A 22,837-nucleotide genomic window follows, 5' to 3' on the forward strand; every position below is an offset into this window, starting at 1 on the left:
GGCGGAACCCTAAGCCGCCGTGACCGCAGCAACGGATATGTCCCCCAACCTTAACTGAACACCGTGGCGCCAACCCGTTCAGTGCCCGCGAATGTAATGCTCCAGCTGCCGAATCAGATCAGCCTGCTCAACGATGGCTTCCTTGACCAGATCCCCAATCGACAACAGACCAATCAGCTCGCCACCGTCCACCACCGGCAGGTGACGCAGATGACTGTCAGTCATGACCGCCATGCAACGCTCGATACTCTGCTGACTGTCCGCGGTCACCACAGGCGCGCTCATAATGTCGCGCACCGGCGTCCCCACCGAAGAGCGCCCCTGCAGAACAACCTTGCGCGCATAGTCGCGCTCACTGATCACGCCGACCACCTGCCCGTCCTCAATCACCGGAAGCGCACCCACGTTCTTCTCGGCCATGACCCTCAGGGCTTCAAGCACCATTTCATCGGGCGCGATGCTATGCACCTGCCGGTTTTGCACGACCTTGAGTTTCAGCAATTGTGCGGCTGTTTTCATAAATGCCTCCGATGCGGATACGCGATGCTGTTAAACAGGCTCAAGCCACCCCGACTTCCACAACACCACTGTTCAACCGCACGGGCCAGACACGCAGACGCTGTTGCGGGTACTCCAGGCAGCTGCCGTCCTCAAGGCGGAAATGCTGTTTGTAGATCGGCGATGCAACCACCAGATCACCCTTGATGCTGCCCACCAACCCGCGACCAATCACATTCGCCCCGGATTGCGGGTCATGGTTGTCGATGGCGTAAAGGGTCCGACCCTCGGCACCCGGCAGGTAGAACAACGCCACTTGTGCGCCGTCGAGCCAGACGACGACGCCGGAGTTGCTGACCAGGTCCTGTTGCTCGCACACCGTTTGCCAGGCCTCGGGATTTTCCAGGGAATCGATGCGTTGGGTATTGGACTGGCTCATCAGACAATCTCCTCGGTAACAGGGATAAGGTTGAGTTCGGCCGCCATGATCGGGCGCCGCTGGCCGCGCTCCTGGACAAAGTGGATGTCCGGGTCTGGGCGTTTATCGTTGACGAAGGTACGGAAGCGTTTGAGTTTTTCCGGGTCTTTGAGGGCGTTGGCCCACTCGCATTCATAGCGGTTGACCACCAGTTGCATCTGCGATTCGAGCTCTTCGCCCAACCCGAGGCTGTCGTGGATGATCACATCCTTGAGGTAATCGAGGCCGCCCTCCAGGCTTTCGCGCCACACCGAGGTACGCTGCAATTTGTCGGCGGTGCGGATGTAGAACATCAGGAAGCGGTCGATGTAGCGGATCAGGGTCGCATCGTCGAGGTCGGTAGCGAACAGCTCGGCGTGACGTGGACGCATGCCGCCGTTACCGGCGATGTAAAGGTTCCAGCCCTTCTCGGTGGCGATCACGCCAACGTCTTTGCTCTGGGCCTCGGCGCACTCGCGGGTGCAACCGGACACCGCGAACTTGAGCTTGTGCGGCGAGCGCAGGCCCTTGTAGCGGTCCTCGATGGTCAGCGCCATTTGCACGCTGTCTTGCACGCCGTAACGGCACCAGGTGCTGCCGACACAGGACTTCACCGTGCGGGTCGATTTGCCGTAGGCATGCCCGGTTTCAAAACCGGCTTCGATCAGCTCGGCCCAGATGTCCGGCAATTCATGCAACTGCGCGCCAAACAGGTCGATACGTTGGCCGCCGGTGATTTTGGTGTAGAGGTCGTATTTCTTCGCCACCACACCGATTGCGATCAGTTTGTCGGCGGTGATCTCGCCACCGGGGATGCGTGGCACCACCGAATAGGTGCCGTTTTTCTGCATGTTGGCCATGAAGGTATCGTTGGTGTCCTGCAGCGGCACCAGTGAGGCGTCCATGATCGGCTGGTTCCAGCACGACGCGAGGATCGAGCCCACCGCCGGTTTGCACACGTCGCAACCAGTGTGACCACGGCCATGCTTGGCCAGTAGTTCTTCGAAGGTGATCACCCCTTCTACCCGCACCAGCGCATAAAGCTCTTGGCGGGTATAGGCAAAGTGTTCGCACAGGCTCTTGTCGACGCTGACGCCACGGGCAATCAACTCATGTTCGAAAACCTGCTTGAGCAGCCCTGCACAACCACCGCAACCGGTGCAGGCCTTGGTCTGCGATTTGAGCAGGCCGAGGTCGGTGCAGCCACCGTCGATGGCCGAGCAAATGGAGCCTTTGGTGACGTTGTGGCACGAGCACACCGTGGCCGCTTCGGGCAACGCGCCCGGACCCAGGATCGGCGCGCCTTCGGACGACGGCAGAATCAGGCTGGCGGGTTCCGCCGGCAGCGCAATCGCGTTCTGCATGTATTGCAGCAGCGTGTCGTAATAGCTGTTGTCACCCACCAGCACCGCACCGAGTACGTGCTTGCCGGTCGCGTCCACCACCAGGCGTCGATAGCTGGCCGTGGTTTCGTCGATGAACTGATAGCTGCGCGCGCCCGGCGTGCTGCCGTGGGCGTCGCCGATGGAGCCAACATCGACACCCAGCAGTTTGAGCTTGGTCGACATGTCCGCGCCCATGAACGGCTCGGCGGTTTCGTTGCACAGCAATGCGGCAACACCGCGTGCCATTTGGTAACCCGGGGCGACCAGGCCAAAGATGCTGCCATTCCACGCGGCACACTCGCCAATGGCGTAGATGTTCGGATCGCTGCTCAGGCATTGATCGTCAATCACTACCCCGCCGCGCGGGCCGACTTCCAGCGAGCATTGGCGGGCCAGTGCGTCTTGCGCACGGATCCCGGCGGAAAACACGATCAGGTCGGTTTCAAGGAATTCGTCATTTGCGAAGTTCATCCGGTAGCGGTATTCCTCGCCTGCGCTGATCGATTGCGTGCCGCGCGACAGGTGCACCCCGACGCCGAGGCGTTCGATCTGTGCCTTGAGCGCCAGGCCACCGTATTCGTCCAGCTGCACCGGCATCAGGCGCGGGGCGAATTCCACCACATGAGCTTCCAGCCCCAGGCTTTTCAGGGCATTGGCCGCTTCCAGACCCAGCAAGCCACCGCCGACCACCACACCGCGTCGGGCGTTGCTTGCCGCGGCACGAATGGCGTCGAGGTCTTCAAGGGTGCGATACACCAGCCGCGAATCGCCCTCGGCGCCTTCAATTGGCGGCACAAACGGATAGGACCCGGTGGCCAGCACCAATTTGTCGTAGGAGACACAGCCTTGCGCGGTGATCACCTGGCGACGTGCACGGTCGATTTCCAGGACCGGCACCCCCAGATGCAGCGTGACGCCCGGGGTCTGATACAACGAGGCTTCACCAAGGGCCAGCGACTCGGCATCACGGCCGGAGAAATACTCGGATAGGTGCACGCGGTCGTAGGCACGCATCGGCTCCTCGCTGAACACGTGCAGCCGATAGTGGTCAAGGGCACCGCGTTCGATCAGCTGTTCGACACAATGATGTCCGACCATGCCGTTGCCGATCACGATCAGCGTTTGCAGCTTGTTCAAAGTGGCAACATTGGAATTCATAAGAGACACCCGTCGATAGCTGTTCAAAAAGCAAAAAAAAACGCCTGAAACCTTGCGGTTCCAGGCGTCTTTGCCTGTTCGTTTACGGTGCTAAGTCAGGCATCTATGCCGGATCCACCGATGTTGCCCGCGACCTGTTCGGCCAATCGATCGTCGTTGACCGAGGGGGCTGCCCACTCGACTGCATTCACAGTGGGCCTGAACAGTGTCTTGCAGACTTTGTGCCAGTCGGCCATTGGCAGTCCTTGCGCCAGTAAACGTTGACCACGGGTACCCATGAACGCCCGATATTTGCCTTCGCATAGTGCAGAGGCGTGTGGCGCGGCCTTATAAAAGTGCACGAAGACTACCTTCAGAGCGGGAAGCTCGAAGGCCCCTATCCTTTTACGCACACCACCTGACGCAAGGTGTGCAGCACTTCGACCAAATCGCGCTGGGCGTGCATGACGTGGTCGATGTCCTTGTAGGCCATCGGAATTTCATCGATGACGGCAGCATCCTTGCGGCACTCCACGTGGGCGGTGGCACGGATCTGGTCTTCGACGGTAAACAGGCTTTTCGCTTTGGTACGACTCATGGTGCGGCCGGCGCCGTGGCTGCAAGAGCAGAAGGAATCCTCGTTACCCAGTCCACGAACGATGAAGCTTTTGGCGCCCATCGATCCCGGAATAATCCCCAACTCGCCCTTCTTCGCCGACACTGCGCCTTTGCGGGTGACCAGAATATCCTGACCAAAATGCCGCTCTTTCTGCACGTAGTTGTGGTGGCAGTTCACCGCTTCCAGCGCCACCTCGAAGGGCTTGTTGATCACTTTTCGGGTCGCCTGAATCACCGCTTGCATCATCAATGCACGGTTCTGCCTGGCGAAGTCCTGGGCCCAGCCGACCGCTTCGACGTAGTCATCGAAGTGCCGGCTGCCCTCTTTAAAGTAAGCCAGGTCACGGTCCGGCAGATTGGCGAGGTGCTGACGCATGTCCGCCTGAGCCATTTGAATGAACAGGTTGCCGATAGCGTTGCCGACACCACGGGAACCACTGTGCAGCATGAACCACACCCGGTCGGTTTCATCCAGGCACACCTCGATGAAGTGGTTCCCGCTGCCCAGCGTGCCCAAGTGCCCACGGTTATTGGTGTTGGCGAGTTTCGGGTACTTGCCGGTGATCGCCTTGAACCGCGAGTCCAGTGCCGCCCAGGCCCGGTCCGCCTGATGCGGAACGCTGTCCCAGGCGCCCTTGTCCCGACCGCCGCGCCCACTGGTGCGGCCATGGGGCACTGCTTTCTCGATTGCGCACCGCAAGCCATGCAGGTTGTCTGGCAAATCACTGGCGGTCAGCGACGTGCAGGCTGCGATCATCCCGCAACCAATATCCACCCCGACTGCGGCCGGAATGATCGCGCCGACCGTGGGAATCACACTGCCGATGGTCGAGCCCTTGCCCAGGTGTACGTCGGGCATCACGGCCAGATGCTTGAAGATAAACGGCATCTTGGCGGTGTTCATCAATTGCTGTCTGGCTTCGTTTTCTACCGGGACGCCTTCGGTCCAGAGCTTGATCGGTTTGCCGTTGGCGACTTCCAGCAGTTGGTAGGTATGTGCTTGCATGATTTCGATTCTTTTCTATTGGCCAACTGTTCGGCGTTGTTCTGGCACCTGAGGTGAAAAAGGTCGATGCAATAAGCATCGCCGGTCGCCTGTTGAGAAAGGTATAGCAGCCGACGTACCCGCTTTAATTTTCCTACTTTGCGGAAAAAATGGGACAAATTTATTTACTGAGTGATCAGTTCAAAACGGTCTCAGAGACCCGCTGCAAATGCATTTCATGAATGTGAATCTGTCACGGTGCCCCCATTGATTTCTCATGACTGCTTTCGCGTTGCAGTGCCATTGGCGTTGCCACGCAACACCGCAATATCCCGCTTGGGGGGTACGCCATACAGACGGCTGTATTCGCGGCTGAACTGGGACGGACTTTCATATCCGACCTTGTAAGCCGCACTGGACACATCCTGATGTTCATTGAGCATCAAACGCCTTGCCTCGTTAAGTCGCAGCCATTTCTGGTATTGCAAGGGGCTCATTGTGGTTAGTTGGCGGAAGTGGTGGTGAAAGGTCGGAGTGCTCATCTGCACTCGGGCCGCAAGCTCCTCGACGCGAAGCGCCGAGGTGTAATTCAACTTCAACCAATCGATGGCTTTGGCGATCCGATAACCTTGGCCATCGACAGACGTTATTTGTCGAAGCCGGCTCGCCTGATCACTCTGCAAGAGACGGTAGTGAATCTCACGTTGGATCAAGGGGGCGAGAATGGGGATGGACTCCGGTTCATCGAGCAGTGCCAATAAGCGCCCGAATGACGCCAGCATTGCAGGGGTCACTGAACCAATTCCTACCCCCTTCGCAACTGAACGATCACGGGTTGGCGGCAGATCGCTTTGCGCTATCAGCTCTGCCAGCATGCGCAGATCGAGTTTCAAAGTCAGCCCCAGGCATGGCTGTTCCGGGCTTGCTGCCAGCACTTCTGAATTGGCAGGCAAGTCCAATGAGGTGATCAGAAAACGCGACGTGTCATACGGGTAACCCTCGCCCCCCACCCAGAGCTGCTTCTCCCCCCGGGCGACAATGATGATGCTTGGCTCGACCATGCAGACGACGGGCGGCGATGGATGTTCGCGCCTGAAGAAGCCGAGGCCCGCAATGGGCGTTCCGAAATCCCCTGGTTTGGAGACCTGCGTGCCAATGACTTGGGCGAGCGCTTCCTGGGGCGATATGGCGGTTGCGTGTTGGGTCGTCATGTTCATCTCGTACCTCTCGCTGAACTGTATCTCGCCAGCACACGACCGTCCTGCAAAAAAACCGAGACTCATAGAATCAGGCAAGTAATCCAGTGGAATGCACTACAGGGCGTTTGGGCAGCACCGGAGAATGTTCATCCGACAACTACTCAATCGGAAGGAATATCCAGTGAAAGGAATTTTGCTTGCCCTGGGGCTTCTCGTTACCTCGTTTTCTTCAATGGGAGCCGATATGTCAAACGGTGCGGACAACTTCTACAAAAGCGACAAGGTGACCGTAGAAAAGGTCACCTTCAAGAATCAATACGGTATGAAGGTGGCGGGCAACCTGTTCACCCCGAAAGACCTCGACCCCAAATCCAGGAACGCTGCCATCATCGTCGGCCATCCCATGGGGGCGGTGAAGGAGCAGAGCGCAAACTTGTATGCCACCAAAATGGCCGAACAAGGATTTGTCACATTGTCGCTGGACTTGTCCTTCTGGGGTGAAAGCGATGGCACGCCTCGCCATGCAGTTTCGCCAGATATCTACGCGGAAGACTTCAGTGCTGCTGTCGATTTTCTCGGCACTCGACCGATTGTCGACCGTGAGCGAGTCGGCGTCCTCGGTATCTGCGGCAGTGGCAGCTTCGCTATCAGTGCGGCCAAGATCGATCCGCGTCTCAAGGCCATCGCCACCGTCAGCATGTACGACATGGGTGCAGCCAATCGAAATGGCCTCAAGCACGGCGTAACGGCTGAACAACGCCAGCAGATCATTCGCGAAGCGGCGCATCAGCGCGATGTGGAGTTCCAAGGGGGGCAGATCCGCTATACCAGCGGCTCACCACTCAAGCTGACCGGCAACGCCGTGGGCGACGAGTTCTACGATTTCTATCGCACGCCGCGAGGGGAAGTCACTCCGGCTGGCGCATCGGCGCAGACAACCACCATGCCGACGCAGACCAGTAACGTGAAGTTCATGAACTTCTATCCGTTCAATGACATCGAGAGCATTTCCCCGCGCCCACTGCTGTTTATTTCCGGTGCCCACGCACACTCACGTGAGTTCAGTGAGGATGCCTACAAGCGAGCCGCCGAGCCTAAAGAGCTGCTCATCATTCCAGATGCCGGACACGTGGATCTTTACGACCGGGTCAACCTCATTCCATTCGCCAGGTTGACCACGTTCTTCAAAAGTAACCTGAAGTAGCCTGATCGTGCCTTAGCCGGGCACCGGTTCTCTCGTAGCCTCGTCCCCGGGGCTGCGACGCTTCGCGCAATACAGGATTCAAACAATGACTGACCACCTCCTCCCAGTGCCTCATAAATCGTGGGGCGCCGTATTCGCCATGTCGCTCGCTGCCTTCGTGCTCGTGGCGTCAGAGTTCATGCCCGTCAGCCTGCTGACACCTATTGCCGCAGATCTGCATATCACCGAGGGGCAAGCCGGCCAGGGAATCTCCGTCTCGGGGCTGTTTGCCTTGTTCACCAGTCTTCTGATCGCATCGGTGGCTACGCGGGTTGAGCGTAAGCCGCTACTTCTTTCACTGACACTGTTGATGATCCTTTCCGGAACAGTGGTCGCGTTCGCGCCGAACTACTGGGTGTTTATGATCGGCCGCGCGCTGATCGGTGTTGCGATAGGTGGGTTCTGGTCATTGTCGGCGGCAACCGCCATGCGCTTGGTGCCTGATGACCAAATCACTCGCGCAATGGCAATCGTCAACGGCGGCAACGCTTTGGCGACAGTGATTGCAGCGCCTTTGGGCAGTTTTCTCGGTGCCTTGATCGGCTGGCGCGGGGCATTCTTGTGCGTCATTCCGGTCGCGGTAGTCGCCTCTGTCTGGCTTTTGTTTAGCCTTCCAGCGATGAAGTCGCAAAGCGCTTCAGCCGCTGGAAATGTCTTCAGGTTGATGAAGAGCCTACCGGTCGCGTTAGGCATGGTGGCGGTCAGTGTCTTCTTCATGGGCCAGTTCATGCTGTTTACCTATTTGCGCCCGTTCCTTGAAACGGTCACGCACGTCAGTGTTTCCATGTTGTCGCTGATGTTGCTTGTCCTGGGTCTGGCGGGCCTCGCGGGAACCTTCTTGATTGAAGCGTTCTTGAAAAATGGCCTGCATCGAACCCTCGTCGTCATCCCGATCTTGATGGCGGTGATTGCACTGGCGCTTGTTTCATTCGGTAGCTCGGTGGCCACCACGACTGTCTTGCTTGGCCTCTGGGGCCTGGTTGCGACTGCTGCGCCCGTGGGATGGTGGACATGGTTGGCAAGAACGTTACCAGACGCTGCTGAAGCGGGAGGCGGCTTAATGGTGGCGATCATCCAACTGGCCATTGCGTCTGGTGCAACCATTGGCGGGCTGGTCTTTGACGTAAGCGGCTATCGAGCGACCTTCGAGTTAAGCGCGACTTTGCTGGGCGTGGCGGCCGCTCTAGCATTCCTGGCTGCTCGCGCAGCATCACAAGAGCCTCTTGCATCGGCAAACATCGCTTGAAATTACCAAGACACGCCAAGGCATGTCTTGTGGTTTAGATTGAGCACACGCTTGGACGTTGGACGTTACGGTCAGCGTGCAGCTCGGTGAAGAATGACCCGATGCGCAGATTTCATTACCAATACCGAGGAATGCTTTTCGAGCCTGGGAGCTTCGATCAATTGGCTATTTTGCCATGGAGATCGCGGGAAGCTCCTTCGAGGGTTTTCCATAGGCTGCGCATCGTAGGGTTCTCATTGGTGATGGAGCAGTAGGAGCGTATCTCCAGTCGTGTACTCCATTCATCACCACCCGCTTTTACCAACTGACCTCGCTGAAGCTCGTCAATGACAGCGCTTTGTGGCAACCATGCCACGCCATACCCCTCTATCGCCATGCGCATCAAAAGCATCGCCATGTCTGCCTCATAGCACCGCTCCAGAACACTGACACTTGGGCCATTTTTGATGACTATGTCTGCGACGCGGCCTAAAAAAGTTGTGGCCGTATAGGCGAGGTAAGGCACGGCTTTAGCTGAGGTGCCGGGCAAGCGATACAGCGGTTGTCCGTTGTTGTCAGGGGCACACAACGGAATAAAGGCGTCATGTCCCAACGTCAGGCAACCGAATTTTTCCGGGTCTAGAAGAATGGGTGCCAAGGGATGATGGTAGACGATCATCAGATCGCAACTCCCCTCCTCCAAGGCTATAACGGCGTCATGAATGTTCGCTGCAACGACTCGGGCGTTGAACTGCCCATTGTGCTGCTGAAATTGGGTTAGCCATTTCGGTAGAAACGTCATTGAAAGGCTGTGGCCAGCAGTGACCTGGATGGATCGCCCGGGCATTCGCTCAACCTCTCGCAGGGCTGAACGCAGTCTCAATAATCCCGCCAATGCCTCGCGGCCCTCTTCACAAAAACTTCGCCCCGCCGGCGTGAGCTGAACGGGATACGTTCCGCGATCCACCAACTCTGCTCCGACCCATTCCTCAAGTGATCGTATGCGACGCGACAGTGCTGACTGGGTCACGCACCGTACTTCCGCAGCACGAGAAAAGTTTTTCCACTCGGAAATCGCTAAAAGATCATCTAACCATTTGATTTGCATAACGGCACCTCATGCCCCGAATGCGCAGTGTACTGCGCCTCAGTCAGGGCGAAGCAGCAGTTTCGAAAACTATTCCAAAAGCGCATGAGGCTATCGGGATTACTCATCACGACGTTTCAAACCCGCCCCTAGAATCGTAAACGTTGAAGCGACGCCAGAGCGCCTCGACCCAATGACACTTGTCTCCTGCCAAGTAAAAAAAGCAAAAAAACCACTTGAGGAAAGCTCCGTGAAGAAAAATAAACTTCCACGTCGGATCGCAATTGGCATCGCCTCAGGCGTGCTCGTCGGTTGGGCGTGCCACCATTTCGCAGGGAGCGAACAAAGCGCCAAAGAGATCGCCTCTTACTTCTCGATGGTCACCGATATCTTTTTACGCATGATCAAGATGATCATCGCGCCTCTGGTATTCGCCACCTTGGTCGGCGGCATCGCGAGTATGGGTAACTCCCGCTCCGTTGGCCGGATTGGCCTGAGAGCCATGGCCTGGTTCGTCACCGCTTCGGTGATCTCGCTGACAATCGGCATGGGCCTGGTCAACCTGTTCCAACCGGGTGCGGGACTGAACATGGAGGTTGTCCAGCATGCGACAAGTCCCGTGGTGGTCAACACCGGGGATTTCAGTCTCAAGGTTTTCATCAGTCACGTGTTTCCCCGCAGCATTGCTGAAGCAATGGCCAACAACGAAATCCTGCAAATCGTGGTGTTCTCGTTGTTCTTCGGGTTCGCCTTGGCGGGTGTGAAGCGAGCGGGTTACACAACGATTGTCGATGGCATCGAAGAGCTGGCCAAGGTGATGTTCAAGGTCACTGACTTCGTCATGGCCTTCGCGCCAATTGGAGTATTCGCAGCCATCGCATCGGCTATCACCACGCAAGGTCTCGGCTTGATAGTCGATTACGGAAAACTGATTGCCGAGTTCTACTTGGGCATTGTGATTCTGTGGTGCGTGTTGTTCGCTGCCGGCTACCTGTTCCTGGGTCGCTCAGTGTTTACCTTGGGCAAGCTCATTCGCGAACCCGTCCTCCTCGCATTTTCCACTGCCAGCAGCGAATCCGCTTACCCGAAAACCATGGAGGCACTGGAGAAATTTGGTGCGCCCAAGCGCGTATCCAGCTTCGTCCTTCCGTTGGGGTACTCATTCAATCTTGATGGTTCGATGATGTATCAAGCGTTCGCCATCATGTTCATTGCTCAGGCCTACAACGTCGACTTGAGCTTCACACAGCAACTGCTCATCTTGCTGACGCTGATGATCACCAGCAAGGGAATGGCGGGTGTAGCCCGAGCCTCGGTGGTCGTGGTGGCGGCTACGTTACCCATGTTCAATCTTCCCGAAGCCGGCATTTTGCTGATCCTTGGCATTGACCAATTCCTTGATATGGCCAGGACTGCCACCAACGTGGTTGGCAACAGCATAGCGACGGCTGTGGTTGCCAAATCAGAGCCACATGAAGAGCCTGAAGATGCGCCCGGCGCTGCATCTCCGCGCCCAAATCACACCGTAGCCACCGCCTGAGAACCGAATCATGAAAGGTAAATCAAAGCCGTCCAGCGGGTCATCGTTCGCTCGCAAACTGGGTATCGTCGGCGGGCTTGGCTCACTGGCCGGCGGCGATCTGTTCTACAAATTGGTGAAGTCCAGAGCTGTTTTGGAGGATCAAGGTCGCTATCACTTTCTGTTTGAACAACACCCCTTCAAAGACGTGCTGACGCCCCTTGATCAGGGTGCCAGCATGACCTCCAGGAAGTTCTACGTATTTCAGGTTTGCCAGACGTTCGAGGCGAGCGAAGTCAATGCAGTCTTACTGCCTTGTTTTGCCAGTCACACCTTTCGGGAGGAGATCCAGGAGGAAATCGGGATACCCGTTCTGGATATGATGGCGGCGTTACGAAAGCACGTGGATCATGTCGCTGCACCCGGCACAACACTGGGCATTATCGCGTCCGACTATGTCAGGTACTCCGGGTTGTTTGAGCGCTATTTCAGCACTGATTTCAAGCTCGTTTATCCGAACGATAACGAGCAATCTGGCTTGATGGACGCCATGTACGGGGTTAACGGCATCAAAGATGGATTCCTTGACGGGGTACCACTCGAATGTGTTTATCAGGCCTGCCTGTCGCTTCAGGATCAGGGGGCCACCATCATCCTGCCTGGCATGACTGAGCTATCGTTGGTCTGCGGTGATCTTCAACGGCGTGGCTTGACTGTCCTGGATATCAACGAGATTTATGCCGCTTTCGCCACCTTGGAGAAAGGCCATTCGACCCGTCCGCCTTTCAAGCTTGGGATCGTGGGTGGAGTTGGGCCAGCGGCAACGGTCGACTTCATGGGTAAGGTTGTGGCGCACACACCGGCAGGTCGCGATCAGGAACACATCAAAATGGTGGTGGAACAGAACCCCCAAATCCCTGATCGCACAGCCAACCTGCTGTACGACGAAACTGATCCGACGATGGCGATGTACGCAACGTGCAAGCGACTGGAAAGTGCCGGCGCCAATGCCATCGCGATTCCGTGCAACACAGCTCACGCCTTTGTTGAGCGCATCCAGGCGCACCTGCGTGTGCCTATTGTGAATATGCTGACTGAAACGGTAGAGGCTATCGTACAGCGGTACGGTGCTGGCAAAACCGTCGGGCTGCTAGCGACGTCCGGCACCATCAAAAGTCAGGTTTATCACGAGGCTGCTCGCCGAGCAGGCCTTCAAATAATTGTCCCAGGCGTGGATTACCAAGCGTTGGTTATGGAGGCAATTTACGGAGCGCACGGCATCAAAGCAGGTTTCACCGAGGGCATCTGCAAAGACCAGCTCCTGACCGTCGCCGAGCACTTATGTGAATTGGGCGCTGATGTACTCATCCTGGGATGTACGGAGCTACCTCTGGTGCTTGAGCATAGCGAATCCTTCATGATTAAAAATCATGAGGTCGCACTGGTTGACCCGACAACCATTTTGGCATTGAAGTGCATTGAGCTTGCCCGAGTAGCGCTCAGTACACCGTAGAAAACAGCCGCCGACACGTCAGCACCGATAACAGAAACGCCGCTCAGTGAGCGGCGTTTTTTGTGGAATAGGCACCCTTTCAGCTGTTGGCGGTGGCCCCTAGTTTTCCATAGCCGCAAACCCGCGCTGCAGGTCCTCAATCAACGACTCGACATCCTCAAGCCCGATATGCAGCCTCAGTACTGGATTCAATGAACGATCCGCAGCACTGTCGCGATCCGTGGTATCGGCGACGGTGATCAGGCTTTCGTAGCCGCCCCAGGAAGCGCCGAGCCCAAACAACTGCAGCGAATCAATAAAGCGTTCGACGTAGGTCGGGTCTGCATCGCGCAGCTCGAAGGACAGCAAACCATTGCTGCCATTGAAGTCGCGCTGCCACAGGGCGTGACCGGGATGATCGGGCAACGCTGGATGGAACACCCGTTTCACCTGTGGTTGCGCTTGCAGCCAATGAGCGATTTCCAGCGCCTGGCGCTCGTGCACTTCCAGTCGCGGTGCCAGGGTTCGTGCGCCGCGCAGCACCAGGTAGGCATCGTCGGGGCTGACCGTGGCGCCAAAGGTGTCGCCCATGGACGCCAGCGGTTGCCACACGTCTTGTCGGGTGCAGACGCTGCCCATGACCACGTCGCTGTGGCCACACAGGTACTTGGTCAACGCCATGATCGAGATGTCCGCGCCGAGGGCCAGCGGTCGGTACAGGTAACCCGAGCCCCAGGTGTTGTCGACGGCCAGGAGAATGCCTCGCGGTTTGCACAGGGCGGCGATGGCCGGCAAGTCGCAGAGTTCATACAGCAAGGAGCCCGGCACTTCGGTGTAGACCATTTTGGTGTTGGCTTGCAGTTGCGTTTGCAGGCCGCTGCCATCCGGCGCGAAGTAGCTGACCTGAATGCCGAACGGCTCAAGAAACTCACGGGCCAGCCGCCGCACGGGGGCGTAGACCGCGTCGCTGATCACTACGTGATCGCCGGGCCGCAGGTAGGCCAGGAAGGTCTGCGCGATCGCCGCCAGCCCGGTGCCGAACAAGCGCGTGCGGTAACCGCCTTCCAGCTCCGTCACCAGATCTTCCAGGGCGAAGGCCGTCGGATTGCCTCGGGCACCATAGCTCAAGACCCGCTCGCTATCACGGCGAGCACGGGCGTCGCGCATTTGCGCCAGGTTATCGAACAGCACCGTGCTCAACCGCGTGACCGGCACGTTGACTGCCCGACCGCCACTGCCCTGTTCGGTGCGCGCCGAATGGACCAGACGCGTACGCACCCTGTCATCGCGAGGCACTGTGACGCGCAGCGGCTTGAGACTGGCAATCTCGTCGTCGCTCATCTGCGCCAGCAAACCGATTTCCCAGGCCAGGTACTGACGCGCCGCGTCCTTGTTGCCGGCGTGACGGTCGTGGGTGAAGAACAGAAAATCGATGCACTGCTGATCGGAAGGCGTGGTCGAATTTTCCTGCACCGCGGCCCCCTCTGCACGCCAGGCATCGATCCCGCCGTCCAGCAGCCGGACTTGAAGGCGCTGACGTTCCGGCAGCTCCAGCGCCGCGAAAGCAGCCAGCAAAGGATCATCGGCGACCAACACCAGTGGCCGTTGCTCACCGGCTACTTCAGACGCCAGCAACGAGCGAATCGACCAACGCGACCCGGCAATATGCCCCTTGCGATAAGTCATGCTCGGTCGTAGATCAATCAGCGCAACGGCGTCGTCCTTCAGTGCATCAGCCAGCCCCAGCGCCGTGATCACTGGCAACGCCTCGTGAGCGATCACCTCAAGCGCGGGCAACACCAGACCACTGCTCACCCCGCCTGCCAGCACATAGGCCTCATGCCCCAACTGCCGCAACCAACTGGCAATGATCGGTGCCCGCACACCATCACTGTCGAACAGCACCAACCGCGCCTGACGCACGCCGACATACAGATCGGTGGATTGAATCAACTGCCCGCCCGGTGTGTGTTGCGCACCCGACAGACTGCCCGCGGCAAACTCCTCGGCGGTGCGTACATCGCACAAAAACAGGCTGCGACCGGCCTCCTTGGCCCATTGTTCAACCTGCGCCGCCTCAACGGTCTTCACACCGGCGCGTTCTGCCAGTTGCGCAGCCGCGAGTCGCTGCCCCGGCAAGGTGCCAGAGGACACCTCCTCGGCATAACGTCGGGTGCTGCCATGCTCCAGCTGAAAATCTTCCAGATACCAACCCTGGGTTCCGTTTTCCAACGCGTAGACCGGGTTCTTCAACCCCAGATTGATCAACGTCTGGGCCCCGATAATGCTGCGGGTCCGACCGGCACAATTGACCACGATCGGCGTGCTTTCGTCCGGCACCAGATCGTGGACGCGATAGCCCAGCTCGCCATTCGGGCAGCACACCGAGCCCGGAATGGTCATCTTGCGATATTCATCGAACGGCCGACCGTCGAGCACCACCAGCGGCTCGCCTCGGGCTTGCCATTCGGCCAGTTGCTGCGCGGTGACATGCGGCGTATGGCTGGCCTCTTCGACCAATTCACCGAAGGCCTTGGAAGGCACATGCACCCCGGCAAACAGCTGGAACCCGGCAGCCTGCCAGCCATCGGCACCGCCATCGAGCACATGCACCTGGCTATATCCGAGCGCCTGCAAACGCTGAGCGGAACGCGCCGCGACATCCCCGCCGTCCTGGTCATAGATCACCAGCCGAACCTGAGGATTCGGCGCCAGTCGCCGGACCTCCAACTCCAGACGGCTATAGGGCAGATTCACCCCGAAAAACAGGTGAGCTTCGCCATATTGGCCGTGCTCGCGCACGTCAAACAGGGCAATTTCCTGCCCGTCGAACAGCCACTGCTGCAATTGCCCTGGAGTTACGGTCTGGCTCATGAGAGTCCCGTTTGAAAAAAGAGTTATTGAAGCGCCAGAGAGCGCTCGTTGGCGGCGATTTCACGACCCTTCGCATACGCACGCTGAATGGCCGGTCGCGCCTTGAGGCGTTCGCGCCAGGCATGGACATGCGGGTAGTCCGCCAGGTCCTGGCCCTGTCGCAACGGCTGGATCCACGGAAAGATAGCCATGTCGGCGATGGAATATTCCCCCGCGACAAAGGGCACTTCGGATAAGCGCGCTTCCAGAACCTTGTACAGGCGCGTCGCTTCGGCATTGAGCAGGTCCAGAGCGAACGCAATCGGTTCCGGAGCCTTCTCCTTGAACAGCTGTAACTGACTCAGGTACGGGGTGATATGCCCCACCTGCCAGAACAGCCATTCCTGAACTTTCTGTCGCTCGGCACTGCCGGTCGCCGGCAGGAAACGCCCGGCCTTGTCGGCCAGGTAATTGAGGATGGCGCCGGACTCGAACAGGTTCAGCGGCTCGCTTAAGCCTTGCGGCGCATGGTCGACAATCGCCGGAATCCGCCCATTGGCGCTGATGCGCTGGAACACTGCCTGCTTCTGCTCGCCTGCACGGATGTTGACCGGCAGCAGGCGGTACTCAAGCGCCAGCTCTTCAAGCAGGATGCCGATCTTCAAGCCATTGCCAGTCGGCCAGTAATACAGATCGATCATGCGTAGGCCTTGATCGACGGTGCCATTTGCGAGGCGTTGTAATTGAGAATGCGCCCGTCGGCTTCCACGCCGTAGCGACCATTGAGGGACTCCAGTGGCAAACCGTACAGGTGGAAATGCAGGGTCGCCTGCTCGCCCTCGACACGAATGCCGTGCAGGTCTTCGCCGAGAAACGAGATGGAGGTGCCGGGTTGCACAATCACTTCCTTTTCCAGGTGCAAGGTGGTGAAACCGGGCTCGCGGCCTTCGTCATCACGACGGTAGACGTAGTTGATTTCCTGGCCTTCGATGGCACTGATAATCGCCCAGGTTTCATGGTTATGCGGGATGGTGCTTTTGCCCGGCAACAGCGAGTTCAGGTACAGCGTCGGCGTGTCGCCGTCGTCATTCAGACGGTAGCGGAACGCGGTGCTACCCTGCCCCGGTACCGGCGCGGGAAACTCGTCGAAGTTGAACAGGTCGCGGCGCTCGGCCAGGGATTCGAGCAAGGAAACGATTTCCACCAGCGCGGCGCGGTCGACGCCCCGTTGATGGATGACGCGGATTTTCTTCAGGAAATCCTCGATGACGGCGGCACGGTTAACGGTACTCATGAACAGGCTCCTCGGTATTAGACGGACAGGCTGTAGCGGCTCAGGTTGCTCAACAGGTACGGATCATTGGCGATGGGCGGCCGGCGCCCCGGATCACCCAGGGCGTGACGCAAAAACTCCTGGGTGCGCTCGCTGGTGGGGTGCTGAAAGATTTGCGCGGCGCTGCCATGCTCGACGATCACGCCGTTCTCAGTGAAGTAGACGATGTCGCTGATCTCTTCGGCGAAACGCATTTCGTGGGTGACCAGCACGCAGGTCATGCCCTCTTCGGTCAACTCGCGAATCACCGTCAGCACCTCGCCGACGGTTTCCGGATCGAGGGCCGAGGTCACCTCATCAAACAGAATCAGTTCCGGACGCATCGCCAGGGCCCGGGCAATTGCCACCCGTTGCTGCTGACCACCCGAGAGTTGGCCCGGATAGGCATCGGCCTTGTGTTCCATACGCACCTTGGCCAACAAGGCACGGGCGTCTTTTTCGGCATCGATCCGGTTGCGACCCAGCACCTTGCGCGGGGCAATCATCAGGTTCTCCAACACCGACAAATGCGGGAACAGGTTGTACTGCTGGAACACAAAACCCACGCGTTTGCGCAACTCGATGCGCTGCGCTTCCTGGGCCAGGGTGTGAACATCGGTCGCGCCAACACGGATACTGCCGCGCTGCGGCTGCAACAGGCCGGTGATGCAACGCAGGATGGTCGATTTGCCGGAGCCGGACGGGCCGATGATCGACACGGCCTGGCCACGGTGCACGTCGAGGTCGATGCCTTTGAGCACCGGGTTAGTGCCAAACGACAGGTGCAGGTCGCGCAGGCTGACCAGGGGCTCGGCGACGGTTTCAGTAGAAGGCATAACGTCGCTCCAGGCGTTGGGTGAGTCGGGAAATCGGGTAGCAATAGGCAAAGAACAGCACCAACAGGCTCAGGTAAATCACCACGGTGAAACCGGTCATGTTCACGGTGTTGCTGGCGATTTGCGCGGTGTCGATCACGTCATGCACACCCACCAGAGACGCCAGCGCAGTGCCCATGGTGATCACCGCATACAGGTTCATCCATGGCGGCAACATGCGTTTGAAACACTGCGGCAAAATGATCGAACGGAAAATCTGCCCGCGAGTGAATGCCAAGGAACGCGCGGCTTCCCATTGGGTGCTGGGGATCGAGGCAATGGCGCCACGGAAGATTTCCGCGACGTTGGCACTCGCAGGCAACGCCAGGCCGAGGGTGACCTTGACCCAATCCGGGAACGAGACATAGGCACTGCCGATGTGGATCTCGAACGGGAACACGTAGGTGGTGAAATAGATCAGCACCAGCCAGGGCGCATTGCGAAAAATCTGCACCCAGATCCGTGCCGGCAAACGCAGCAGTCGCAGGGGTGACAACGCTAACGCTCCAACCAACAACCCCAACAACGACCCCAGGCCGATGGCGACGAGGCTGATCAGTATGTTCTGGCCAAAGCCCACGGCCAGTGCCGGCGACCATTGCAGCAAGGCCTTGAACACCGGGCTGTGCGGGGCGACATACACCAGCCACAGTACGACGCAAACCAACAAAATCAGCTTGCCGACATGCCGCCGAGGCCAGGCCAGCGGTGCGCTGACGGTCGATTCAATGGCCATAGCCGGGCATCCTCAGGCGCGCTTCAAGGTAGCGCCCCACGCAATTGACGATAAAACTCAGCAGGCCGAAAAAGCTCAGGATCAGAATCATCAGCTCCAGCACGTTGTCGCTTTGAGTCCAGATCATGATCGCCGCGTAGGTGATGTCCCCCACGGCAATGGCCGAGGCCACGGCGGTCATCTTCACCAGGTCGATCAGGTTGTTGATCAGCGACGGCAAAGCAAAACGCAGGGCCAACGGCAGCTGCACATTCCACAGCAACTGACGGCTGCTGAACGCCAGTGAACTGGCCGCTTCCAGCGTCACGGTCGGCACCGCCTCGATGCCGGCACGCAAGGCTTCGGCATGGAACGCGCCCTTGTGCAACGAAATCACGATCACCACCCAGGCGAACGGCGTCAGCGGGTTGGCCGCACCGACGGCTTGAGTCAGCAGCATGTTTAGCACCAGGAAGGCGCAATACAGCTGCACCAGCGTCGGCGTGTTGCGGGTGACCTCGACAAATAGGCGTGCCGGTTTTGCCAACCAGGGTTTTCCTGAGGTCAGCATCGCCGCCAACCCGACACCCGCCAGCAGGCTACCGACAATGGTGAACAGGCAAAGCAGCACCGTAGTCAGCGCGCCCTGCTCCAGGGTGCCGCGTTGGTAGGCGTCCAGCAGAAAACCGTAGTTCAGGCCCAACCCGGCGGTCCAGTGGACGAAAAGCTCCAGCCAATGACTCATGGTTCGCCCCGCAATTGCGCGCAGGCGTTAGCGATGCGACGTCCGGCTTCGGCAACGCTGTCGGTCACCGTGGCGATGGACAGGCGAAACCACGGCGACAAGCCATAAGCACTGCCCGCCACACCGGCCACGCCCTCCTCCAACAAATACGCCACGACATCGGCGTCACTGTTCAGGCATACGCCGTCTGGACGATAGCGTCCCAGCAACCCGGCACAGCGGACAAACACGAAGAAGCCGCCTTGGGGTTCCAGCACCTCAATGCCTTCCACTTTGCCCAAGGCGCTCACCAGTAAATCCCGACGCTGCTGATAGGCCGCCACCTGCTCAGGCAAGAAATCCAGTCCGCCCTCGAAGGCCGCCAACGCCGCGGCTTGCCCCACCGAAGAAGCCCCCGACGTGGATTGCGACTGCACGACCGCCATGGCATTGGTCAGCGCTTGCGACCCGGCACCGAAACCGATGCGCCAGCCAGTCATGGCGTACGTCTTGGACACCCCGCCCACCAGCAGGCAGCGCGATTGCAAATCCGGCGCGACGTTGAGCAGGCTCTGCGCGGGCTGACCGTCAAAGCGAATATGTTCGTAGAGTTCATCCAGCAGAATCAGCACCTGCGGATGGCGACGCAGCACCTCGGCCAAGGCCTGCAATTCGGCCGCGCAGTACACCGCGCCGCTGGGGTTGCCGGGGCCGTTGAGGATCAGCCAGCGAGTCCGCTCGCCAATGTGTTGCTCCAGCTGTTCTGCGGTGAGCTTGCAGCCCTGCGCCAGCGCGCACTCGATGAACACCGGTTCGCCGCCATTGAAGCGCACGCTGTCCGGGAACGACGGCCAGTACGGTGTCGGCACCAGCACTTCATCGCCGTCGTCGAGGGTCGCGGCGAAGGCATTGAAGATGATCTGTTTCGCCCCGTTGGCAATCACAATCGACTCCAGCGGATAGTCGAGATGGTTTTCCTGCTGGAGCTTGCGTTGCACCGCGACGCGCAAAGCTTTTACACCCGGCGTCGGGGTGTACTTGGTGGCACCGGCGGCGATGGCGGCATAAGCGGCCTGTTTGATGTGTTCCGGGGTATCGAAATCCGGCTCGCCGGTGGTCAGGTCGAGGATGTCGCGACCGGCCTCACGCAACGCCGTGGCTTGTGATTTGGCGGCGGCATTGGCCGACAGCGAGACGCGCTGAACGCGCTTGGACAGGCGAAGACTCATGACTGAACCACCTCCAGTACCTTGCCCGGATTGAGCAGGTTTTTCGGGTCCAGCGCCTGCTTGATGCGGCGCATCAGATCAAGCTCCACCGGACTTTTGTAGCGCTCCAGCATGTCCCGTTTGCGCTGGCCGATGCCGTGTTCCGCGCTGATCGAACCGCCGTGGGCGTGGGCGCTGTCATGAACCAGCAAGCTGAGCGCCGCGTAGTGAGCCATATGCGCCTCGACCGTCGAATCAAGCGGATGAGCAACGTTGTAGTGCAGGTTGCCGTCACCCAAATGGCCGAATGTGAAGTGACGGACACCGGGAAAATTCGTCTGCAACAACGCATCGGTGTGGGCGACAAACGCCACGACCTGGGAAATCGGCACTGAAATGTCGTGCTTCATGTTGCGACCGGCGCGTTTCTGCGCCTCGCTCATGTTCTCCCGCAGCAGCCACAGGGCTTCGCTCTGGGCCAGGCTTTCGGCGATCAACGCATCGGCCAGCAACTCGCGCTCGAAGGCCTCACCCAGCACGTCTTCAAACGCTTCACGGGCATGGCTTTCGCTGCAGTTGTCGGACAGTTCCAACAGGGCAAACCAAGGCTGCCTGGCGCCGAGAAAAGGTTGCGGTCCGTCCGGGAATTGCTCGCGCAGCAGCGCGAGGCAGTCGGCACTGAGCAGTTCGAACGCCGTGAGACTGGCACCGAAACCGGCGCGGGCATGGGACAGCAATTTCACTGCCTGGGCCAGGGAGTCGAAGGCCAGGATTGCCGTCGCCTGAGCCTTGGGCAGCGGAAAGAGTTTCAGGGTCGCGGCGGTGATGATTCCGAGCGTGCCTTCGCTGCCGATATACAGGTCACGCAAGTCGTAGCCGGTGTTGTCCTTGCGCAAACTGCGCAGGCCATTCCAGATTTCGCCTTCGGCGGTGACCACTTCCAAACCCAGGGTTAGCTCGCGGGCGTTGCCATAGCGCAACACGGCAGTGCCACCGGCATTGGTGCCCAGATTGCCGCCGATGGTGCAACTGCCTTCGGCGCCCAGACTCAGGGGAAACAGTCGGCCGGCGTCACGGGCAACGTCCTGGACATTCTGCAGAATGCAGCCCGCTTCAACGGTCAGGGTGTCGTTGTCGGTGTCCACCGTCCGCACACGATTCAATCGGTCGAGCAACAGCAACACCGCGCGGCCACTGGCATCCGGGGTTGCGCCGCCCATCAGCCCGGTGTTGCCGCCCTGCACCACCACCGGCGTATCGCTGGCCACGCACGCGCGGACCACGGCCGCGACTTCCTCGGTGTTCGCCGGATGCACGGCGGCGATGACCTGTCCGACGTAACGTCCCTGTTTGTCGGTCAGATAGGGCGCGGCCTCTTCGCTGCTCTGCACATGACTGGGGCCGAGCAGTTGCTGCAACGCAACAAACAAGTGCGAACTCATGGTTGCGACGCCAGCGGTGTCGCGTTGCGGTACTGCTCATGCAGATCACGCAATGCCTTGGACGGCGTCATGCCGGTGCGCTCGCCCAATTCGATCAGCCAGCCACTGCGGTGCCAGTCGCGCACGATGGCATCCAGTTTTGCCTGGGTATCGTGTTCGCCTTTGCGCAGCCAGATCACCGAGTTCGACGGGATCAAATCACCCGGCAGCGGGATTTCATAATCAGCCCACTCGGCATCGCTCAACAGCGCATGCATGGTCGGGCTGACGTGCACCGCCGCCACGCAGCCATTGCCGCGCAGCGACAACAACGATTCGGATTGGCTGCGGAACGCCTTGATCTCTGCGCCGTAGGTTTCCTGCAAGGGCTTGATGAAGTTGCTGCCCTGGGACACGCACACCGGTTTGCCCTTGAGATCGGCCCATTGGGTCACGCCAGCCCCTTTGCGAATCAACGCCGCGCCGCCAACCTCTTCATACGGCGTGGGCACGTAATCGAGAATCTCGCCGCGCTCTTCGGTGAACTGCATATTGGCGATCAGGATGTCGACCTTGCCCTGTTGCAGGAACTGCACGCGGTTGGGCGCCAGCACCGAAACGGTCTTCGCTTCGACGCCCAATGCCTTGGCGATACCCTTGGCCAGTTCGACGTTGTAGCCCAGGTGTTCGCCAGTCTTCGGGTCGATGGTGCCGAATGGCGGACCACTGAGAATCACTCCGACGCTAATGGCGTGGCGTTGCTCGATCTTGTCCAGCGTGGCATCGGCCTGGGCAAGGCTGGCACCCAACGCGGTGGACCAGGCGAGGCAAAGCGTGGTCAGGCTTCTGACGGAAAAATATCGGTTCATGCACGACTACCTTGA

At 59.1% G+C, this 22,837-nt stretch carries 20 protein-coding genes; 4 read left to right on the forward strand and 16 right to left on the reverse strand.

Going from position 1 to position 22,837, the window contains the following annotated elements; translation table 11 throughout:
• Positions 1-78: 78 nt before the first annotated feature.
• The 6 genes from VD17_RS24135 to VD17_RS24155 form a co-directional block, all read right to left on the reverse strand.
• The gene (locus tag VD17_RS24135) at positions 79-519 is read right to left on the reverse strand and encodes a CBS domain-containing protein (RefSeq protein WP_046056004.1); all 441 of its coding nucleotides are present in this window, start codon (positions 517-519) and stop codon (positions 79-81) included.
• A 40-nt stretch (positions 520-559) separates the two neighbouring features.
• Positions 560-937: a nitrite reductase small subunit NirD gene (nirD, locus tag VD17_RS24140; RefSeq protein ID WP_008156769.1), complete on the reverse strand. Its 378-nt coding sequence runs from the start codon at positions 935-937 to the stop codon at positions 560-562.
• Positions 937-3,498, reverse strand: a complete 2,562-nt coding sequence (gene nirB, locus VD17_RS24145) for a nitrite reductase large subunit NirB (protein ID WP_046056005.1) — start codon at positions 3,496-3,498, stop codon at positions 937-939. Before nirB ends, nirD begins: the two co-directional genes overlap by 1 nt.
• A 95-nt stretch (positions 3,499-3,593) precedes the next feature.
• Positions 3,594-3,839, reverse strand: coding sequence for a hypothetical protein (locus VD17_RS32310; protein WP_185753208.1), 246 nt, complete (start codon positions 3,837-3,839; stop codon positions 3,594-3,596).
• Positions 3,840-3,874: 35 nt separating this feature from the next.
• On the reverse strand, positions 3,875-5,101 hold the full coding sequence (locus VD17_RS24150) for an RtcB family protein (RefSeq protein ID WP_046056006.1): 1,227 nt from the start codon (positions 5,099-5,101) through the stop codon (positions 3,875-3,877).
• Between the two features lie 254 nt (positions 5,102-5,355).
• Complete coding sequence (locus tag VD17_RS24155; RefSeq protein ID WP_046056040.1) at positions 5,356-6,291, reverse strand: AraC family transcriptional regulator; 936 nt, start codon at positions 6,289-6,291, stop codon at positions 5,356-5,358.
• A gap of 169 nt (positions 6,292-6,460) precedes the next feature.
• Here VD17_RS24155 and VD17_RS24160 point away from each other — a divergent pair, with 169 nt between their 5' ends.
• Complete coding sequence (locus VD17_RS24160) at positions 6,461-7,483, forward strand: alpha/beta hydrolase (RefSeq protein ID WP_046056007.1); 1,023 nt, start codon at positions 6,461-6,463, stop codon at positions 7,481-7,483.
• An 85-nt stretch (positions 7,484-7,568) separates the two neighbouring features.
• Positions 7,569-8,768 (forward strand): MFS transporter, encoded by a 1,200-nt coding sequence (locus VD17_RS24165; RefSeq protein ID WP_046056008.1) that lies wholly within the window; start codon positions 7,569-7,571, stop codon positions 8,766-8,768.
• A gap of 157 nt (positions 8,769-8,925) precedes the next feature.
• Here the strand turns inward: VD17_RS24165 and VD17_RS24170 are convergent, their stop codons facing one another.
• Entirely contained in the window at positions 8,926-9,855 is a 930-nt protein-coding gene (locus tag VD17_RS24170) for a LysR substrate-binding domain-containing protein (RefSeq protein WP_046056009.1), read from the reverse strand.
• A gap of 229 nt (positions 9,856-10,084) precedes the next feature.
• Between VD17_RS24170 and VD17_RS24175 the strand changes: the two genes are divergently transcribed.
• Both VD17_RS24175 and VD17_RS24180 read left to right on the forward strand, forming a co-directional pair.
• Positions 10,085-11,374 carry a dicarboxylate/amino acid:cation symporter gene (locus VD17_RS24175; RefSeq protein WP_046056010.1) on the forward strand — a complete coding sequence of 430 codons (1,290 nt, stop codon included), beginning with the start codon at positions 10,085-10,087 and terminating at the stop codon, positions 11,372-11,374.
• Between the two features lie 10 nt (positions 11,375-11,384).
• Positions 11,385-12,866, forward strand: coding sequence for an amino acid racemase (locus VD17_RS24180; protein WP_046056011.1), 1,482 nt, complete (start codon positions 11,385-11,387; stop codon positions 12,864-12,866).
• Between the two features lie 99 nt (positions 12,867-12,965).
• Here VD17_RS24180 and metC read toward each other — a convergent pair whose 3' ends face one another.
• The 9 genes from metC to VD17_RS24225 are packed head-to-tail and all read right to left on the reverse strand — an operon-like array spanning position 12,966 to position 22,822.
• Positions 12,966-15,719, reverse strand: coding sequence for a cystathionine beta-lyase (gene metC, locus VD17_RS24185; RefSeq protein WP_046056012.1), 2,754 nt, complete (start codon positions 15,717-15,719; stop codon positions 12,966-12,968).
• Between the two features lie 23 nt (positions 15,720-15,742).
• Positions 15,743-16,399: a glutathione binding-like protein gene (locus VD17_RS24190; RefSeq protein ID WP_046056013.1), complete on the reverse strand. Its 657-nt coding sequence runs from the start codon at positions 16,397-16,399 to the stop codon at positions 15,743-15,745.
• Positions 16,396-16,992 (reverse strand): cysteine dioxygenase, encoded by a 597-nt coding sequence (locus tag VD17_RS24195; protein WP_046056014.1) that lies wholly within the window; start codon positions 16,990-16,992, stop codon positions 16,396-16,398. Before VD17_RS24195 ends, VD17_RS24190 begins: the two co-directional genes overlap by 4 nt.
• A 17-nt stretch (positions 16,993-17,009) precedes the next feature.
• Positions 17,010-17,846, reverse strand: coding sequence for an amino acid ABC transporter ATP-binding protein (locus tag VD17_RS24200; protein WP_046056015.1), 837 nt, complete (start codon positions 17,844-17,846; stop codon positions 17,010-17,012).
• Positions 17,833-18,621, reverse strand: a complete 789-nt coding sequence (locus tag VD17_RS24205; protein ID WP_046056016.1) for an amino acid ABC transporter permease — start codon at positions 18,619-18,621, stop codon at positions 17,833-17,835. The genes VD17_RS24200 and VD17_RS24205 overlap by 14 nt, the downstream gene beginning before the upstream one ends.
• Complete coding sequence (locus VD17_RS24210) at positions 18,611-19,345, reverse strand: amino acid ABC transporter permease (RefSeq protein ID WP_046056017.1); 735 nt, start codon at positions 19,343-19,345, stop codon at positions 18,611-18,613. The genes VD17_RS24205 and VD17_RS24210 overlap by 11 nt, the downstream gene beginning before the upstream one ends.
• Complete coding sequence (locus VD17_RS24215) at positions 19,342-20,553, reverse strand: aminotransferase class I/II-fold pyridoxal phosphate-dependent enzyme (RefSeq protein ID WP_046056018.1); 1,212 nt, start codon at positions 20,551-20,553, stop codon at positions 19,342-19,344. Before VD17_RS24215 ends, VD17_RS24210 begins: the two co-directional genes overlap by 4 nt.
• Positions 20,550-21,974: an FAD-binding oxidoreductase gene (locus VD17_RS24220; RefSeq protein ID WP_046056019.1), complete on the reverse strand. Its 1,425-nt coding sequence runs from the start codon at positions 21,972-21,974 to the stop codon at positions 20,550-20,552. Before VD17_RS24220 ends, VD17_RS24215 begins: the two co-directional genes overlap by 4 nt.
• Complete coding sequence (locus VD17_RS24225; protein WP_046056020.1) at positions 21,971-22,822, reverse strand: transporter substrate-binding domain-containing protein; 852 nt, start codon at positions 22,820-22,822, stop codon at positions 21,971-21,973. Before VD17_RS24225 ends, VD17_RS24220 begins: the two co-directional genes overlap by 4 nt.
• Positions 22,823-22,837: the final 15 nt, after the last annotated feature.

It is taken from the genome of Pseudomonas fluorescens (assembly GCF_000968015.1).
GTDB classification, from domain to species: Bacteria; Pseudomonadota; Gammaproteobacteria; order Pseudomonadales; family Pseudomonadaceae; genus Aquipseudomonas; species Aquipseudomonas fluorescens_W.

Coding starts and splice junctions, on each gene's coding strand:
- VD17_RS24155 (WP_046056040.1), bottom strand. CDS start 6,291: ATGACGACCCAACACGCAACCGCCATATCGCCCCAGGAAGCGCTCGCC.
- nirD (WP_008156769.1), bottom strand. CDS start 937: ATGAGCCAGTCCAATACCCAACGCATCGATTCCCTGGAAAATCCCGAG.
- VD17_RS24225 (WP_046056020.1), bottom strand. CDS start 22,822: ATGAACCGATATTTTTCCGTCAGAAGCCTGACCACGCTTTGCCTCGCC.
- VD17_RS24180 (WP_046056011.1), top strand. CDS start 11,385: ATGAAAGGTAAATCAAAGCCGTCCAGCGGGTCATCGTTCGCTCGCAAA.
- VD17_RS24210 (WP_046056017.1), bottom strand. CDS start 19,345: ATGAGTCATTGGCTGGAGCTTTTCGTCCACTGGACCGCCGGGTTGGGC.
- metC (WP_046056012.1), bottom strand. CDS start 15,719: ATGAGCCAGACCGTAACTCCAGGGCAATTGCAGCAGTGGCTGTTCGAC.
- VD17_RS24205 (WP_046056016.1), bottom strand. CDS start 18,621: ATGGCCATTGAATCGACCGTCAGCGCACCGCTGGCCTGGCCTCGGCGG.
- VD17_RS24200 (WP_046056015.1), bottom strand. CDS start 17,846: ATGCCTTCTACTGAAACCGTCGCCGAGCCCCTGGTCAGCCTGCGCGAC.
- VD17_RS24150 (WP_046056006.1), bottom strand. CDS start 5,101: ATGCAAGCACATACCTACCAACTGCTGGAAGTCGCCAACGGCAAACCG.
- VD17_RS24215 (WP_046056018.1), bottom strand. CDS start 20,553: ATGAGTCTTCGCCTGTCCAAGCGCGTTCAGCGCGTCTCGCTGTCGGCC.
- VD17_RS24135 (WP_046056004.1), bottom strand. CDS start 519: ATGAAAACAGCCGCACAATTGCTGAAACTCAAGGTCGTGCAAAACCGG.
- VD17_RS24195 (WP_046056014.1), bottom strand. CDS start 16,992: ATGAGTACCGTTAACCGTGCCGCCGTCATCGAGGATTTCCTGAAGAAA.
- VD17_RS24165 (WP_046056008.1), top strand. CDS start 7,569: ATGACTGACCACCTCCTCCCAGTGCCTCATAAATCGTGGGGCGCCGTA.
- VD17_RS24220 (WP_046056019.1), bottom strand. CDS start 21,974: ATGAGTTCGCACTTGTTTGTTGCGTTGCAGCAACTGCTCGGCCCCAGT.
- VD17_RS24170 (WP_046056009.1), bottom strand. CDS start 9,855: ATGCAAATCAAATGGTTAGATGATCTTTTAGCGATTTCCGAGTGGAAA.
- VD17_RS24190 (WP_046056013.1), bottom strand. CDS start 16,399: ATGATCGATCTGTATTACTGGCCGACTGGCAATGGCTTGAAGATCGGC.
- nirB (WP_046056005.1), bottom strand. CDS start 3,498: ATGAATTCCAATGTTGCCACTTTGAACAAGCTGCAAACGCTGATCGTG.